The sequence below is a fragment of the Massilia frigida genome, assembly GCF_011682175.1.
GTDB classification, from domain to species: domain Bacteria; phylum Pseudomonadota; class Gammaproteobacteria; order Burkholderiales; family Burkholderiaceae_D; genus Telluria_A; species Telluria_A frigida.
This window is the reverse complement of record NZ_WHJG01000072.1, coordinates 1-16,926: the sequence shown is the minus strand read 5'-3', so window position 1 is coordinate 16,926 and position 16,926 is coordinate 1. Positions and strand designations below refer to the sequence as shown.

At 66.0% G+C, this 16,926-nt stretch carries 10 protein-coding genes; 5 read left to right on the top strand and 5 right to left on the bottom strand.

The genetic code is table 11. The features are described from left to right. A partial coding sequence (locus F2P44_RS35230; RefSeq protein WP_223165144.1) for a hypothetical protein occupies positions 1 to 186 on the top strand: 186 nt, incomplete at its 5' end. 368 nt (positions 187 to 554) lie between these two features. On the opposite strand, the gene F2P44_RS33170 is transcribed toward F2P44_RS35230, so the two are convergent. The 5 genes from F2P44_RS33170 to F2P44_RS33150 form a co-directional block, all read right to left on the bottom strand. After that, positions 555 to 2,465, bottom strand: a complete 1,911-nt coding sequence (locus F2P44_RS33170) for a reverse transcriptase family protein (RefSeq protein ID WP_167094189.1) — start codon at positions 2,463 to 2,465, stop codon at positions 555 to 557. 364 nt (positions 2,466 to 2,829) lie between these two features. Then, complete coding sequence (locus tag F2P44_RS33165) at positions 2,830 to 4,476, bottom strand: SWIM zinc finger family protein (protein WP_167094187.1); 1,647 nt, start codon at positions 4,474 to 4,476, stop codon at positions 2,830 to 2,832. Further along, positions 4,473 to 7,580: a hypothetical protein gene (locus F2P44_RS33160; protein ID WP_167094185.1), complete on the bottom strand. Its 3,108-nt coding sequence runs from the start codon at positions 7,578 to 7,580 to the stop codon at positions 4,473 to 4,475. Before F2P44_RS33160 ends, F2P44_RS33165 begins: the two co-directional genes overlap by 4 nt. 74 nt (positions 7,581 to 7,654) lie before the next feature. Further along, entirely contained in the window at positions 7,655 to 9,748 is a 2,094-nt protein-coding gene (locus tag F2P44_RS33155) for a sensor histidine kinase (protein ID WP_167094183.1), read from the bottom strand. Further along, complete coding sequence (locus F2P44_RS33150; RefSeq protein WP_167094181.1) at positions 9,749 to 10,429, bottom strand: response regulator transcription factor; 681 nt, start codon at positions 10,427 to 10,429, stop codon at positions 9,749 to 9,751. 216 nt (positions 10,430 to 10,645) lie between these two features. Here F2P44_RS33150 and F2P44_RS33145 point away from each other — a divergent pair, with 216 nt between their 5' ends. From F2P44_RS33145 to F2P44_RS33130, 4 genes are all read left to right on the top strand, one after another. Continuing rightward, on the top strand, positions 10,646 to 11,908 hold the full coding sequence (locus tag F2P44_RS33145) for an SPFH domain-containing protein (RefSeq protein ID WP_167094179.1): 1,263 nt from the start codon (positions 10,646 to 10,648) through the stop codon (positions 11,906 to 11,908). Between the two features lies 1 nt (position 11,909). Then, positions 11,910 to 13,322: a hypothetical protein gene (locus F2P44_RS33140; RefSeq protein WP_167094177.1), complete on the top strand. Its 1,413-nt coding sequence runs from the start codon at positions 11,910 to 11,912 to the stop codon at positions 13,320 to 13,322. 72 nt (positions 13,323 to 13,394) lie between these two features. Continuing rightward, entirely contained in the window at positions 13,395 to 15,122 is a 1,728-nt protein-coding gene (locus tag F2P44_RS33135) for a carbamoyltransferase family protein (protein WP_167094175.1), read from the top strand. After that, the gene (locus F2P44_RS33130) at positions 15,119 to 16,477 is read left to right on the top strand and encodes a N,N-dimethylformamidase beta subunit family domain-containing protein (RefSeq protein ID WP_167094174.1); all 1,359 of its coding nucleotides are present in this window, start codon (positions 15,119 to 15,121) and stop codon (positions 16,475 to 16,477) included. The genes F2P44_RS33135 and F2P44_RS33130 overlap by 4 nt, the downstream gene beginning before the upstream one ends. Positions 16,478 to 16,926 lie beyond the last annotated feature (449 nt).

Below are 16,926 nucleotides of genomic sequence, written 5' to 3'. Positions count from 1 at the left end.
GTGAAACGATTTTACGCCGATGATAGTGCTGCAACCAGTGTGAAAGTAGGTTATCGTCAGGCTAGTTATAAGAGAAAGACCCCGGTAAGCCTAAGCGCGCTCAAGATCGCGCTTAGTGCAAACCGGGGTTTTTTTTCGTCCGCAAACACGCATTTGCGCGAAACCGGGTATTCATCATCCTCCTGAATGGCTCGCGTCAGCCCGTATCCTCTCGCTTCTTGCATGCAAATCAATTTAACGTACGCTGAAAATATTAAGTTTTTGACACTGTTAAAGGCGTCAATCTTGTACAGTGCGGCGTAGGGGAATTCGCCGTGGTGGCGGCAATACGGGCTTCCTACTCAACCATGGGCAGGTGTCTTTATTACTACCCTGTTCGCGATTCCGGTCGGCGCGCTCTCGCACCACTATCTGGAAGTGAAGCTCGGCGGCGCCACCCGCGATCTGCTGGCCCGTATGGCCGCACGGTATTTGAAACCGGCGGCCGCGACGCAGGTGGAATCGCCAGCGCAACTGGTGCTACTGCGCAGGCATAGCGCCTGACCCAGCCGCACTTACCACTTGAGCGTCACCGCGCTCCAGATCAGGGCAATAAACAGGAACCACCCCCAGCGCGGTTTGCGGAACATGGCCGATTGCAGCACGATCACCGCCATGCAGACGCTCGGCAGCACGCGTTGCGTGGTCAGCGCAAAAGCGCAAACAAACACGACCTGCACCGCGATCGCCATCCGAAAATTGTTATCGCCATCCGGTTTTCCGGCACGAGGCGGATCGGCCGGGGCATCGCCCGCCGGAGGAGGCTGAAGCGCTGCGGCACGGGTATCCGCAGCCGCAGGCTTTGTCATGTTGACGGGAGTCGGCGGCGGCGCCTCGGCCTCCTTGCGCGCCTTCTTCTCCGCTGCCAGCTGCGCGGCGGTTTTTTCCAGCACCGGCGCTGACGCCAGGGTGGCCTGCCACCAGCCATCCCAGGGTGCCTTGCCCTGGGCCGACAGCGCCCGGAACGCACTGCTGCGCTTCGACTGCGCCAGCTTCATGTCGATACCGGCCACTCCCCACCGCGCCCGCGCGGCGCGCACGCGCACCAGCAGCGGCAAGCCCTTGGCCGGATCGACCATGCGGATGAACTGCGCATACCCTTCCAGCGCATCGATGACATTGGTATTGCCGTTCCACTGCTTGCCCTCCGGCCCATCCTTTTCGAGCTGGAACAGCGTGGCGCGAAAACGCCGCAGGGTCTCGCGTTCGAGCGAGGGCTTTTGATTGACCACGATCCCGGTCACCATCTGGCGCTGCGCGTCGCGCATCACATGCTGTTTGTCGGGATGCGGCGTGAAGCCCTCGTCGATGACGATCTGCTTGGCGCGCCACAGCAGCTTGCCGGCCAGTTTGCGCGCGTCGGCGTCGCCCGAAAACGTCAGGTCGTCCGCATAGCGCGTGTACTTGAAACCCAGCTTGGCCGCGCAAGCCTGCAAACGCGCATCGAGCCGGCGGCACAAAATATTGGTCAACGCCGGACTGCTCGGCGCGCCCTGCGGCAACGCGCGCGATCCGTGCGCGACAAAAAACGTTTCGCCATCGATGCGCACTTCGTCGGTCGCCGCCTCGGTGCACAGCAGCGCCAGGACGGTTGCCAACTGCTCGCTGTAGCCCAGCTGCGCGAACACGCCTTTAATGCGCGGCATGCCGATCGACGGGAAAAAATCCTTGAGGTCCAGATTGATGACCACCGCTTGGCCGACGTGCGGCGCCGCATTGCTGACGATCGAGCGGCCCGGCACGAAGCCGTGCGCCGCCTGGTGCAGCGGCGCGCGCGCCAGTACGTTGTCGAGTACCCAGTACTGGGCGCGTTTCAGGCGCGGCATCGGCGCCGAAATAATCCGCTCGCCGCCGGTCTTCTTGGGCATCGCGAAGCGCCGGTAATGGCTGATGCGCGAGACGCGCCGCTCGAACGCCAGGAAGCGCAGCTCGGACAGCGTGATGCCCATCGCCTGCGCCAGTTCGTCCGCCTTGTGCAGCACCGGCATGGCCAGCCCCGCCAGTTTTCCGGCATCGCTATCGGCGCGACTGAGGCCACCCGACACGCCCGCGCCCAGGTACAGCACTTCGTGTTCGCGCCGCAGACGCCACGATTGCGCCTTCTCGAAGCGCACCAGTGCGCGCTTCTGACGCGTTTCCTCGCGCCGCGCCTTGGCCTTGGCCATGCGCTCCTTGCGCAGCATGCGCAGTGCCGCCTCGGGATTTTGCAGGTGATGCAGCTCGCTGCCGAGCTTCTGCAAGGCTTGCGTGAGTTCCGTTTCGCGCCGGATCAGGTCCGCTTCGACCGACGGCTTGCCGCTGTCGGCCGGCCAGAAGCCGAGGCGCTGCATCTCGGTCAGCACGACTTCTTCTTTGGAGCTGGCGCGTATGCGCTCGTACAACTGCGCGCGCGTCAGTTCGGAGGGAGAGGGAGTAGGGGAAGTCATCGTGTCCTGGTCTCGCAAGGAGCGCCACGGAAAACACTGTCGGGAAAACGCAAACTACACAAGCACGGCAGGATAATCATCGAAGGGCCTGCAGGACTGGAGCGCTCCACTCGACGCCGTACCGCACCAGTAGCGCTGATCGGCTTCAGGGAAGCCAAACCGTGTCGCGCTACTGGTGCAGGTACGGCACAGTGAAGAGCGTGCCAGTGACGCGTGGGAAGAGCTGACAACGTGGACGGCGATCCGCCGTCCGGTTTGCAAGAGCCATCCCGCCGTGCTTGTTGATGCGAGTATAACAGGTGAATTCCGGGCTCCTCAAGCATTGGTTTGAATACGTGGGTTAGTGAAGATGCGTGCGCCGCGCTCACGCGGCGTCGCGCCTGGCCTGGTCCATGCGCAGCACGAGCATGTGCACGCACGGCCCCTTGTGCATGCGGTTCTGGGTGTAGTGGTTGCACTCGCAGCTGCCGTCGACGATGCGCCGGTCGGCGTCGAGGCGCAGCATGACCTGGTACGGCCGGCCGTTTTCCTTGCTGCGCGCGCGCAGGCGCAGCCCGCCCTCTGGCAGCGCTTCGCTGGCTTGCTCGGAGAGGCTTTGCACCGCCAGCAGGGTCGCCGCCTTTTCTTCGATCGCGCTGGCAAAGCGCAGCACGTCCAGCGGCAACGGTTCGCGCGACAGCTCGCGCAGCCGGTACACACCCTGCGTCAGATCATAGATCACGCGCCCGGCCTGGGTGTACAACGTGAGCGCGCTTTCGACGATGGCGCGCGTCAGGCCGGTATCGGCCGCCAGCTGGTCGGCGGTGGCAAACCAGCGCTGTCCCAATGCCGCAAAGATGCGCGCCTTGCTGTCGTCGTCGACGGCGCCGCGCGGCGCCAGCAGGTCGAACTGGCCGGCGCGCGCCCAGTCGTTGGCGGTCCAGCCGGACAGGCCGAGCGTGAGCTGCATGTCCGGCAGGTTGGCGATCCAGAAGCTCGGCATGCCGCTGCCCATCAGGTGCACGGTAAAGCTGTGCGCCACCGGGATCAGGCGTTCGAGCAGCATCAGGCGGCGCCGCCCCCAGATGCGGATTTCTTCGGCCGCATTGCCCTGGTAGACCGAGCGGCGGCACACCAGTTCATCGTTCCACGGCTCGAACAGCGCGCGGATCGGTTCACCCGGCGTGAGCACGAAGCGGATCGAGCGCGGGCCGACTCTTTCCTTCTTGCGGCGCAGGAGGTGGCAGAAATTATGCACATCCATCGGATGCAGATCGAGCCTGCGCGCCGGCAGGTTCATCGCGCTGCTCACCTGAAGAAAGCCGCGCACCCAGGTTTCCGGCACGTCGATCTTCTCTTCCTTGAACGATGGATCGCCTGCGGTAGCGACCTGGAAGCCGCTCGGATCGATCGCCAGGCGGGTCGTTTTGTAGTCGCGGATCTTCTGGAATTCGCCGTACAGGCCTTCCGAATAGTCGACATTGGTGGTGCCGCAGGCGAAGTCGCCCACGCGGTCGAACACATTGTGGCTGCAGCTGAGCGAGGCGTAGCTCGATTCGTCGCGGCTGAAGCACTCGAAGAACACGCGGTCGGGATGGACCGTGATCACCGGGTCGAGCACCACCCAGGCGTCGAAATTGGCCTTGTATATATAGTCGAAGTATTTGGCCTGGGCTGCGGCGAAGGGCTTGAGGATGATGCTCTTTTGCGCTCGCAGCGCCTTGAGCTCCTCGCTCAGCGGCGCCATGCGCGCGCGCAGGTCCGCATTGCGGTCGATCAGTTCCGCCAGCGCCGGGTCTTCATTCTGGGCGCGCCATGCCAGGTACGCGGTCTTGTCGGGCGGCTGGTAGCGCTGGTCGGCCACCACCACGTCGTGCAACGCGGAGATGGCTTCGCGGAAGGGAATGTGCTTGTTCAACTGCGCGACAAAATGGGTCGGCGGACGCAGCGTGTCGGGTGCGAAGCGCATCTCGGTGCTTGAGGCGCTGTTGCTGACGGTGCTGGCGCCGTAGTAGCGGTATTCGAATTTCATCGTGGTCCCCGCAGGTTCGCATGCGCGCGCGGCGGCTCGATGGTCATCACCGCCGGCAGGGCCGGGAAGCGTTCCTGGATCGCACGCAGTCCCTCGATGTACTGCGCCTTGTCGGCGATGGCGACCGTGAGTACCTGGCGCGCGAACAGGCGCGCAACAAAAGCGGCAATCGCCTCCGATGCCTGTGCCTGCGCGCGCAGGAAGTCGAGCACGCGGTTCTTGACCACCCGGCCGCGGTTGACCTGCGACAGCACGTTCAAAAAGTACGGTTCGAGGCGTTCCAGCTTGGACAGGTCGCCGGCGCTTGCGCTGGCGAGCCAGCCGCTGACGAACAGCTGCATGTTGGCGGACGGATGCTGGCTAAGTTTGAGCATGTATTCGGTGACGTCGGCGACGTCGAAATGGGTCGTGAGCATGGTGCGCCCAAAGCGCTGCACTTCTGGATCGAGATGGTCGCACAGGCTCACCAGCAGGGACGGATTCCAGTCTTCGGTGCCGCATTGCTTGCTGAAGAACTCGCGCGCGAAGGCGCGGGTATCGTCCCAGCTGCTGTCGAGCAGGCGCAGCGCCGCTTCCATCTGGGTGCGCACCAGGGCTGCGTGTTCGGTAAAGGCCGCACAGGCCCAGCGCCGTACGCTGGCGTTTTCGTTGCGGCCAAACTGCGCCCATTCGGCCACGCTGAACTGCGTGTTAACGAAGCGCGGCAGCATCTGGGCACCGAGCAGTTGCGCGCCCTTGCTGCGCGCGGCCAACAGGCGCACCAGCAGCGCGCGGTCGAGGTGGTCGGCGCCCGAATTGAGCGGCCCCAGGATCCATGCGATCAGGTCCGCGTGCACGCCGTCGGCCGGTTCGCTGTGGAACAGGGTATCGAGCAGCAGCGGCAGCAGGGTGGCGCGGAATGTGGCGTCGTTCGGCGCTATGCGCTGCAAGGCACCGTCGATGGCGCGCCGCACGTCGGGATCCGGGTGGGTGCAGAACACGGCGAACAGCAAGACCTGATCCGCCAGCAGGTGCTCCGGCAGTGCGCTAAAGAGCTTGATGCCGACCGCGCGCACGCCCGCATCCGCTTCCTGCAGCAGCGCCGCCAGGGTGGCTGGCGGGATCGCGCCCGCCGGCTCGGCATGGCGCAGCAGCCATTCGCCGGCGGCGATGCGCACGCTGGCCAGCCGGTGCGCGAGCAGGGCAAGCAGGCGCGCATACGGCGCGAGCGCCGCAGCCGTGCGCAGGGGACGGTCGAGCAGCCATACCAGGTCGGCGGCGATGGCCGGCACCACCATCTCGGCCTGATCGAGGTCGCCGCAGTTGTCCAGCCAGTCGAGCAGCAGCAGGACGATGGCGTCGGCCTGGCCGGGCAGGGCCAGCGCGCACTGGCACAGCATGCGGCCATGGCGGCGCACCGCTTCATCGGGCGAGCAGGCCAGGGTGGCGACCAGCAGCGCGTCGGCGCAGTAGTGGTCCGGCGCGCGGCTGATGCATTCCAGCGCGAAGGTACGCGCCTCCGGCAGGCTCGATTGCAGCAGCAACAGCAGCCAGCGCGTATCCGGCACGCCGTCGGCAAAGCGCTGGCGGCACAGCTGGAAGGCGAAGCTGGCGGTCTCGCTGTAAGGGCTGCGCAAAAGCGCGCCCAGTTCGTCGAGCGTGATGCGCTCGCAAAAGGCGGTGTTGTCGATCAGGGCACGCGCCGCAAAGGCGTGCACGCCCTCGCAGCGGCTGCGCTGCATCAGCCAGAGCAGGGCGGCGGGGCGCGCATCCCACAGTGTGGGAAACGCTTCTTCGCGTCCGTTGGCGGGCACGATCGGGCCGACCTGGAACCAGCTGCTGCCGCTGCGGTTGCCAGTCCAGGCGCCATGGCTGCGCAGCAGGCGGTTGAACATGGTCCAGTGGCTGTAAGTGTCGTAGCTGCGGTTGGCGCGCATGAAATAGCGGCCCTCGCGCGTGTAGGGCTGGCCGGAGTCGGCATCATCCATCGCCATCAAGGCGCCGAGCGCCATCGTGACGAAAGCCGGGTCGTTGTCCTGGCCGAGACGGCGCAGCGTGCGCCAGCCGCGCAGGCGCAGGTAGGCGCGCGTGCGCGTGCTGTAAGCGACGGTGCTGTCGGGCCGGGCCGCCATTTCCGCGTAGGGCACCCATTTACGGTCGATGCGAACGTAGGTGCTGGAGGTCTGGGCCGCGGTGGTGTCGAAGCGCTGCTGCAGCAGGCCAAACAGGTCGCCGTCGTCGCGCATTTCGGCCGCCTTGTACAGATGCCGCACGGCGCGGAAGGTGCCCGCGCGCAGAGGCAGTTGGCGCAGTTGCGCCAGCAGGATGGCGCGCGCCAGCGGGTCGGCCAGCGCCACCTGGTCGAGCTGCTCGAGCCAGTCCGACAGCGACAGCGTGGTCCATTGATCGGGGCGCGCGCACAGCTGCGCAATCGCTTCCTCGTCGCGCGCGGCCCAGGCCTCGCGCAGGCGCGCCGGCCAGTCGCCGGTCAGCTGCGCAGCGTTCTGGGCCAGCGCCGCGTCCCCAGCCAGTTGCAGCCACGCCTGCCTGGCGATGCGGCGTACCGCATCGGAGCTGCCGCGTGCGTGCAGTTCGAGCATGGCCTGGGTCGCGCCGGTGTCGCCACAGCGGCCGATGGCCCAGGCCAGGCAGTAATCGAGTGCGGAGGTGCCGCGCCCGATCAGGCCGACCATCAACGGCACTGCGGCGGCCAGCCGGCGTTCGCCGATGCGCCATGCGGTGCGGGTGCGCTGCTGGTCCTTCAGGCGCCGCCAGACGCCGGAGTCCAGCCGGCCAAGCAGCACGGCATCGGCCGCGCGCCGTTCGGCCGTCGGTGGCGCCTTTGGTGCGGCGTCGTCCAGGCGCGCCGGCAGCAGCGCTGCCGCGTCGGTGAAGCCCTGCGCCTGGCGTTCGGCCAGCAGTTGGGCATAGAGGCGTTCCGCCGTGGGCAGGCCGACCGGCTGCGGGGTGCGCGTGGCCTCGCGCCACTCGTCGCCGCTGCGCCCTTGGCGCACGTTGACGAGGTAGCGGTCATCGCCGTCTGGCAGTTCGCACAGGTCGATTTCGCACTCGACCACACTGTGTTTTTGCCTGCGTACCAGGCGGGTTGTACGAATCAGTCTCACCGCGTCTGCCTATAATTGAATAGGGATGAATAGTAACCCGGGGCAGAACTGCTTGTAAATCAGGCAATGCAAATCTAGGCGGCGCCGCGCTGTAGCGTGAGCACGAAGGCGACGCCGTCGTCGAGGTTCTTGGCGACGATGGTGCCGCCCATTTTCGCCATGTAGGTCCGGGCCACGAACAGGCCCTGGCCACGGTTGCCGTGCGCGCCAGCTTCTTCCTGGTCCGACACGCCGTACTCGAAAATGGTGCCGATGACATCGGCGGCGATGGTCGGACCACGGTTGGCGATGGTGACGCCGGCACTCGTTTCGCTGGCGTCGAGCGTGATGTCGATGCTGGTGCCGGGCAGGCGGTAGCGCTGGGCGTTGACCAGCACATGGGTGACCACGTCTTCCAGCGAATATTCGTCGGCCCGCACCAGCACCGCCTGCGGCGCGCCGTGAAAGACCACATCGGTGATGCCGGCGCAGGGGGCGTTGGCCGCCACGTTGCGCAAAAAAACGGTCAGGTCGACTTCGGTCACCTGCAGCACGGTCGACTGGAACGCTTCGCTGGGCGAGGCGCGTCCATACAGCACGCGGATCGCCTGCTGCATGCGCAGCACGTAGCGCGCGCTCTGGTTGCCGTCAGTGCCGTGCAGGGCGATGAGCGACTGCAGCGGCGACATGATCTCGTGGCCGACCGCGTGCCACATGTCGCGCTCCTGTTCCGCGCGGATGGCTTCACGCTCGACATCCTCGCGCACGCGGCGCAGCAGGTCGTGCAGGCAGGTGGCCAGCACGCCCAGTTCATCTTCCCCGCGCAGGTCCGACAGGTCGGGCTGCGAGGCGTCGCCGCGCTCCTTGACGGTGCGCGCCACCGAATCGGCACGGTCGATCAGTTCCTTGATGCGGCTGATGATGCCGATCTCGATCACCAGCCAGGCCAGCATCAGCGCCAGCAGCATGGCGCCGACGAACCAGGCCATGCGGCTGGCCACCACGCCCAGGCTCTGGCTGACGCTGCGCACGTCGCCGGCCAGCACCACGTCGTAGCTGCCCAGCGGCGTGGCGATGCGGTGGGTCGCGGCCAGCGGCGTGTCGTAGGTGTCGACCGGCAGGCGCCGGATCAGGGCCGTGAGGACGTGCTGCGACGCGTCTTCGGTGCCGCTGGCGCCGGCCAGCTTGATCAGCGCGGGTGTCGTGACCGCGCCGGTGGCGCCGGCTTTGTCGATGCGCAGCGTTTCGCCCGGCAGCAGCATGGGTGCCAGGTCGGCCAGCGAAAAGCCGCTCGCCGCGCTGGCCTGGTCGCTGTCGAGCACTACCGCCCCTTCGCCTGGTGCGAGCAGTACCACGCCGACGCGGATCTGATCGAGATCGGCCGGCGGCCAGACGCGGCGTGCGCTGTCGTCTCCGAACAGGTCTTCCTGCAGCACGCTGACCGGCAGGCGCACCGAAAAGAAGGCATTGCGCGGGCAGGTGTCCGGATTGGCGCCGGCGGTGGGCTCGTTGCACTGGGCGTTCTGCCACATCCAGCCACGGAAATCCTTCACGGGGCGTGTGTTCTTGCGGCCCTCGTCGGCCGCGTTAAAGCCGGTCAGCCGTCCGCGCAGGGGCGCGTAAGGGCCGGCCGGCTTGCGCGCTTCTTCCTCGAAGGGGGCGATCCACTGATAGGTACGTCCGCGCAGCGACACCTTGATGCGCACCCGGTGCGACTGGTTCAGCACTTCATCGCCGCTGCGGTGCGAGACCAGGCGCGCCAGGTCGACGCTGCCGGCCACGTAGATGAAGCCCCCGGCCCAGGGGTTGTTGCCGATGGCGGCGCACAGGCTGGCGCTGGGGCCGAACTGGCGCATGCAGCCCGACATGGCCACGGCTTGCTGCACCTTTTGCTGGTCGTCGAAGTCGAGTGCGGGAAATGGCAGCAGCAGCGGGCGCAGGCCAGGTGCGGCCGCACCAGGCGACGGTGGATTGAGCAGCGCAAGCTGGCCGGCCGGATGGCGCAGGGTGGCGCTGATCTGCTCCCCGGTCTTGCGGAAGCTGGCCTGGTAGCTGGCGTAACTGAGCTGCTTTTCCTGCTGCAGCACCGATACGGCCAGGCCAAGGGTGGCCAGGGCCAGCAGCAGGAAGGCCGCGCGCAGCAGGATGCGCAGGCGGTAGGGCGCGAACCAGGGCCGGCGCGGTGTCATTTAATCGGCCCAGCGAAAACCGCGCATCGGCACGTTCTCGATGCACTCGAAGGCCGGATCGATCTCGCGGAAGGCGTCGCGGATGGTGCTCACGTGCTTGCGGATGTTGTCGCGGTTGCGGCCACTCTTGACCACCTCGTACAACTCCTCGTACGACACGACCTGGCCGCGCCGCGCGAACAGGGCCGCCAGGATGCGCTGCGCTGTCAGCGGCAGGTTGATGCGCTGGCCGCGCCAGGTGGGCGAGCGCTGGCGCAGCGGGTCCATGGCCAGTTCGTCGGCGTCCGGGGCCGGCTTGTCGCGCTCCTTGACCGCGCGCAGGATCTCCAGGAAGGTATCGGTGAAGTCGGCTTCCTCGAAGGTGGCTTTTTGCAGATAGTCCCAGGCGTCGAGCGCCTTCATGATGCTGCGGTAAATGGTGGCCGGCATGGCCGACACCACCAGCACCGGCGTCGCGTGCTTCTTGTTGATGGCGTTGATGATGGCCACGCCCGCGTGACGCTCGCGTCCCAGCTCGATGTCGAGCACCACCAGGTCGTAGCGCTCGCGCGCGATTGCCGCCTCGGCCTCGTCGCGGCTGAACCACTGATCGACGACGATGCCCGGTCTGGCCGCCTCGATCCAGCTGCGCAGCTGGTTACTGGTCGGGAGGTCGTCCTCGATGACGGCCACTCTGGGCATGGGCTGCTCCTGCTGATTGGTGAGGGTGCCAGTATCCACGCTTTTGGCTGAAAAGTCATACGGGGCCTGTGAGCTTTTCTTCACACGGCGCTGCGAAAGCTCCGCCCGGTGAGGATTCTGGCCCGGGGGACGGATTGATACTTCCACCCTAGGGCGCGCACGATACGTCTCAGGGTCATGCGGGTGCAGGACCGGCAAACTGAAAAGGTGAGGCAAATGTCCGATCGGATCAAGAAGGTGGTGTTGGCGGTGCGTGCGGTGCTGGGCAAGGGCGCGGCGGGCCTCGGCGCGGTGGCGCGTTCCGGCGCGGGCGTGCTGCCGCGCCCGGGCCTGCGTAGCGTGCTGGCGCTGTGCGCCATCGGCGGCGCCGGCTACCTGCTGGTGAAGCATCCTCCGGTGGCCAAGATTGAGCGCGGCAATGTCGGCGTCCGCATCAACCAGTTGAGCGGCGCGGCCAGCGTGGTGCGCGACGGTACCGTGATGCTGATACCCGGCGTGCATGAACTGCGCCAGTTGCCGGTGCTGGACCAGATCTACAAGCCGGCCGGGCGCGGCGAGCAGCCTTACCAGTCGGTCGAAGGGCTGGCGCTGGGCGTGGACCTGAGCGTGCGTTATGCGATCGACCCGGCCAGGCTGGTCGCGGTGGCGCAAACCCTGCCGGACGATATCAGCAGCGCCGTGATCGACCCGGCGGTGCAGGGCGTGATCTACAAAGTGGTCACGCGCTACACCGTGCGCGAAATCTTTTCCAGCAAGCGCGCCGAAATCCAGCAGGTGATCGAGGCGGAACTCAAACCCAAGCTGGCGGCCGACGGCATCTTGCTGCGCCATGTCACGATCGGCAAGATCACGCTGCCGCGCGAGTACATGGCCGGGATGGAAACGCTGCTGGCCGAGGAACTGCAGACCGAGAAGATGCGCTACACGCTCGAACTGAAGGAAAAGCAGGTCAAGCAGACCGCACTCGAAGCGGACGCCGACAAGATCAAGCGTGAAAAGGCTGCCGAAGCGGCTGGCAATGAGCAGATTATCGCCGCCAGGGCGCAGGAGCAGGCCATGGCGCACGTGCTGCCGTTCAAGCAGAAGCAGATCGAGCAGCGCAGGCTGGAAGCGGAAGCGGAAAAGACCTCGCGCATCAAGACGTCCGAAGGCGCGGCCCAGGCGCGCGTGATCGAAGCGACTGGCGAAGCCGATTCGCGCCGCAAGCTGGCCGACGCTGAAGCGTACCGCCAGGAGGTGGTCGGCAAGGTGAGTACCGCGCAGATGGAACGCGACGGCGCCGTCATCACCCGCCACCCGCTGCTGATCCAGAAAACCATGGCCGACAAGCTGTCCGACAAGGTCTCGGTGATCATCGCCGCGCCACCGACCGACGGCGGCTTTATCGGGGCCGCGCTGCTGGGCCAGGGCAAGGGCACGCCAGCCCCCGCCGCCATGGCAGCCGCTCCGGCAGCCGACACCGCAGCCGAGGAAGAATAATATGCTCGCTACCCTGACCGCCGCAGCCGCCATTGCCATCGTCACGCGCGACGAGATGCAGCTGCGCGCCGCGCCGCGCGATTCGGCGCCCTCCCAGGCCGTGCTGTGGCAAGGCGACAGCCTGGAAATCCGCGGCGTCAAGATGGATTTCCTCCAGGTCTACGACCACCGGCGCGAGCGGGCCGGCTATGTGCGCATGCCCCAGGTGCGCCAGATCGACCTGACGCCGGCGGCGGCGCCCGAACTGAAAGCCGTGGTGCGCTTCGTACGCGACACGCCGGGGGCGGAGGCGCTCGGCATCGGATACGCAGCCGCCTTTCTCAAGGCCGCACCGGCGACCGCCATCGATGCCGAGGTGTTCGATGCCTTGGGCAGCATGGCCGAACGGCTGGCGCGGCGCGGTTCTTCGCGCCTGGACAAGCGCAGCGAGGCGGTCGTGGCGGCGCACCTGGAAGTGGTGGCCAACTACGGCGTGGTCATTCGCAGCTACGAGCGCGAAGGTGCGATCCAGCTGTGCTACGACGGCGAAGCGTTCCGGCGGGTGCTGGCGATGGCGTCCAGCCCGACCCAGCGCGCCACTGCGGCGCTGGGGCTGACGCGCGACGAATGCGTCGATCCTGCGCTGAAGGTGGCGCAGCGCAATGCGCTTGACCAGTGGCGCGCCGAGGTGCTCGACAAGGTCGACGTGAAGGACTTGCCCGAGCATGTACGCAACCGCGTGTACACGCGACGCGCGGCAGTGTGGTCCTCGATCGCCTTCGAGCTGGCGCGCAAGAACGCGTCGCCGACGGAGGCGGCCAACCGCGCCATCCTCGAACTGGCCAGCGTGAACAAGGCCGAACTGGCGGAGGAAGACCGCACTGCCTATGCAGAAGCGGCGGTGCGCGCGGGCAGCGTGCGCTGGGCGGCGCAAGCACCCGTGGCCGCGCCGGCGGGGCTGAACGTCGTGACGCGGCCCGGCCAGCCGGGCGAAACCTGTGTGCTGCTGGTCGACGCGCAGCACGACCAGCGCGCGCCGCTGGCGTCGCGCTGTACATATGGCATCGTGTGGAATGCGTCGGCGCGCGCCAATGCGCAGGCCAGCGCGCTGGCGCTGGCCGTGCAGCCGCTCGATGGCTGGCGCGAACTGTGGCTGTTTCACCGTGGGGCGGGCGGCTGGCGCATCGATGTGCTGCCGCCGGCGCCGATCGAACCGACCCTCGGTTACGCCGAATTTGCCGGCTGGGTACCGGGCTCGCCCAAGGTGCTGGTCGCGCGCGAGGCGCGGATCGAGGGACGCATCAAGCGTGCATTCGAGATTGTGGACATCGATACGCTGGCGGTGGAGAAAAGCGCCGACCGGCCCGATGCGCTCAGCGGCTTTTACCGTTGGCAAGATCCAGCGTGGAAACGCCAGACGCTCAGCCTGCGATAAATCGATATTGAACTTAAATCCCGCCGGCCGCTCCAATGAAGTGTACTCACTTGTTGGAGTGGAGGCGGCATCATGTGGAAGCAGTCTGTGACGCAAGGCGGCGGCGCGCCGCTTGTCCTCGGCATTAACCGGACGCAGGACGCTAGTATTTGCCTGATGCGCGGGTCCGAGCTGGCCTGGGCGATCCAGAAAGAGCGTCTGACGCGCCACAAGCATCATTGGGGGCGGCTGGACGACCTGCGCACTATTTACCGGCCGCGCCTGCCCGGGCTCGATGCGCCCATCGATATCCTGGTCGAGTGCTACTCCTGCGACGCCGAGTTCGCCCGGGTGGCCGAGTACGAACGCGAGCTGGCCGCCACGCTGGCGCTGGTGCCCGGCTGCCGGCGCGCGCGCATCTCGCATCACCTCTCGCATGTATACAGTGCGTTTCATCCTTCCCCTTTCGAGGATGCCGCCGTCATGATCATCGACGGCCAGGGCAGCCGCGTGGCCGACCTGACCGAAACCTGGGCGGGCGCGGCCGGCGTGCCGGGCGACTGGTGCGAGGTGGCATCGTTCTACAGCGCGGACCGGCAGCGGGTGGACTGTCTCGGCAAGCATCTGTGGAACCGCGACGAGCGCCAGCCCGTGGGATTGGGCATGTTCTATTTTCTTTTGACGCAGGCGATCTTTCCGGGCGAAGGGAACGAAGGCAAGGTCATGGGCCTGGCGCCGCATGGCAAGGCGGCTGCGCTGTGCATGCCGCCGCTCGATGTGCGCGACGGACAGGTGACGATCCCGGCGCGCTGGCGCGAGCTGCTTGCCGAACGCGGCCGCTTTCGCTATGGCGGAGCGGATGATGCGCGCTTTGCCGACATCGCCAATCTCGCCGCCGCCGGGCAACGGGCGTTCGAAGACGCGCTGCTGGAGGTGGCGCGCTGGCTGCATGCCCGCACCGGCAAGCGCACGCTGTGTTTCGCCGGGGGCACCGGGCTCAATTGTTCGGCCAATGAGCGTCTGCTGCGCGAGACGCCGTTTCGCCACGTGTTCATTCCACCGGCGCCGGGCGACGCGGGTACGGCCATCGGGTGCGCCTTGTACGGATTGGCCGAGCTGGGCGGTGCGTCCTGCGATTTCCGCTGGACCAGCGATTATCTGGGTCCGCAACCGGTGCCGGACCAGATCGATGCGGCGGCGCAGAGTTGCGCGGACTTGCTGGTCGAGCGCATCGACGATCCGGCCGCCATGTGTGCGCGCATGGTCGACCTGCTGTGCGAGGCGCGCGTGGTGGCGCTGTACCAGGGCCGCAGCGAATTCGGCCCGCGCGCGCTCGGACACCGCAGCATTCTGGGCGACCCGCGTGTTGGCGCGCTGCGCGACGATATCAATGCGCAGGTCAAGCAGCGCGAATGGTTCAGGCCTTTGGCGCCGGTGGTGCTGCTTGAACGGGCCGGGGCATTCTTCGACGTGTGCCGGCCCGTGCCATTCATGCAGTACGCCGCCCCTGTGCGCGCGCAGGCGGCACGGCTGATTCCGGCGGTGACGCACGTGGACTGCACGGCGCGCCTGCAAACGGTGGGGCCGGATGACGATCCTTTCCTGCGCAGCTTGCTGCGCGCGTTCGAGGCGCGTACCGGGGTGCCGGTGCTGCTCAATACCTCGTTTAACCGCAGGGAGGAACCGATCGTCGAAACGCCAGCGGAGGCGGTGGCGACCTTTCGCGGCACGCCAATCCATGCGCTGGCCATGCCGCCGTATTTGCTGCGAAAGCGGGATGGGTACGGGCGGTTGCGCGGCAATGTGCTGGAGCGGCCGTGATTCGTGGCTATCCTGCGCGCGCCAGCGTGACGCCGGGGGAACTGCTGGCGCTGCATGTGTCAACCGACGCTGCGCGCTTCAGGGTGTGGTTTTACCGCTGGTGGAAAGGGCCGGAGCTGATGTGGCGTTCGGAATGGCAATCTGGCCGCTTCGCGCCTGCCAGGGGCGTTGCCGATGACTGGCACTGGCCCCGCTATGAGTTTGCGGTTCCTCTCGCCTGGCCTTCGTCGGTGTATATCGCTTATCTGGAGGAAGAGGGCGGCGCGCCATTTGACATCGCATTGACCAGTGCGGCGGCACTGTTCGTGGTGCGCGGGCGTGGCCGCGCGAACCTGCTCTATAAGGTACCGCTGGCGACCTTTCATGCCTATAACTATAGCGGCGGGGGATGTTTTTACGTGAATCCCCCGCGTTCGAGGTCGCCGCCCGGGGCGCGCGTATCGCTGTTACGGCCTGGTGGCGGGATCGGCGGCGAGACCTGGGGCGCGGCCGACTATTACGATGAGCGCTCCGCCCGGCAGACATTCGCCCATTGGGACGCGCCGTTCATCCGCTGGCTCGCCGAGGAAGGATACAGGGTGGATTTCTGCCTCGATTCGGATATTCACGAGGATGCGGGCCTGCTGGCGCGCGGCTATCGCCTGCTGCTCAGCGTCGGGCATGACGAATACTGGAGCGAGGATGCGCGCAACCATGTCGAGGATCTTATCGGCAGCGGGGGGGATGTCGCTTTCTTCGCTGCGAACGTGTGCTGGTGGCGCATCCATTATGTGGACGAGGGGAGCGCGATCGTTTGTCACCAGGGTGGACCGTACGGCGCGCTCGACCATTGGTGGCCGGTCACGGGAGTCAACCGGCCTGAAGATGCGCTCGCCGGGGTGAGCTACCGGCATGGAGGGGGCTGGTGGGATGGTCCACGGTCCACCCAGGGCTACGTGGTTCAGCAAGCGGGTCATTGGGTGTTTGCGGGGACAGGCCTGAAGAACGGCGATGTGTTCGGCGCGGAGTCATTGCCACCATTGGTCGGGTACGAGTGCGATGGCGCGCAGCTTGCGTGTACGGACGGCTCTGATGGGGGCGTCAGGCTCGCAGAGCAGGCTTGCAGGAATGGAACCCCCGCCAATTTTATCCTTCTGGCGGCCAGCATGCTGGGTGAGGGTTGGCAGGAGCTCCCGGCGCGTTCCGGTCTTGCGGCCAGGGAGGGAATGCATGCTGCCACGATGGGTATCTACGCCCGCAAGGGGACCGTCTTCACTACCGGCACGACAGATTGGGCGCAGGTGCTTGCTACGGGGAATGATGCGGTTGTGGAACGCATCACGCTGAACGTTTTGGAGTACCTGAGGAAGCCGTGAGCGTTGCGAAAATGTAGGCCTGACAGCGGGCTTCATTAAACGCCTTGCCAAGCTGGCAGAGGGTTTGCTATAGTTCGCCTCCCCGAAGAAAACGTTAACGAAATCAAGTAGTTGGCGGGCTGTAAAGGGCGTCTCAAACGAGACGGTGTAGTAAAAAAGAGGTTGACGAAAAACGCAAAACGCCGCATAATCTCATCTCTCTGCTGCAACGAACACAACGCTTCGTAGCAAACGGCAGAAGGTAGCACAGAATAAGTTCTTTAACAATTAACAGTCGATAAGTGTGGGCGTTTGATGAAGGTGCCAACAGAGCGCGAGCGATGTTGAATACTTAAATTATCAAATGTTCACAAAAAAGAAACACGGCGCATCGAAAGATGAGCTTGTCAGTATTTTGAGTGAGCGATCTGTCCGCAAGGACATTAAACAGAGATTGAACTGAAGAGTTT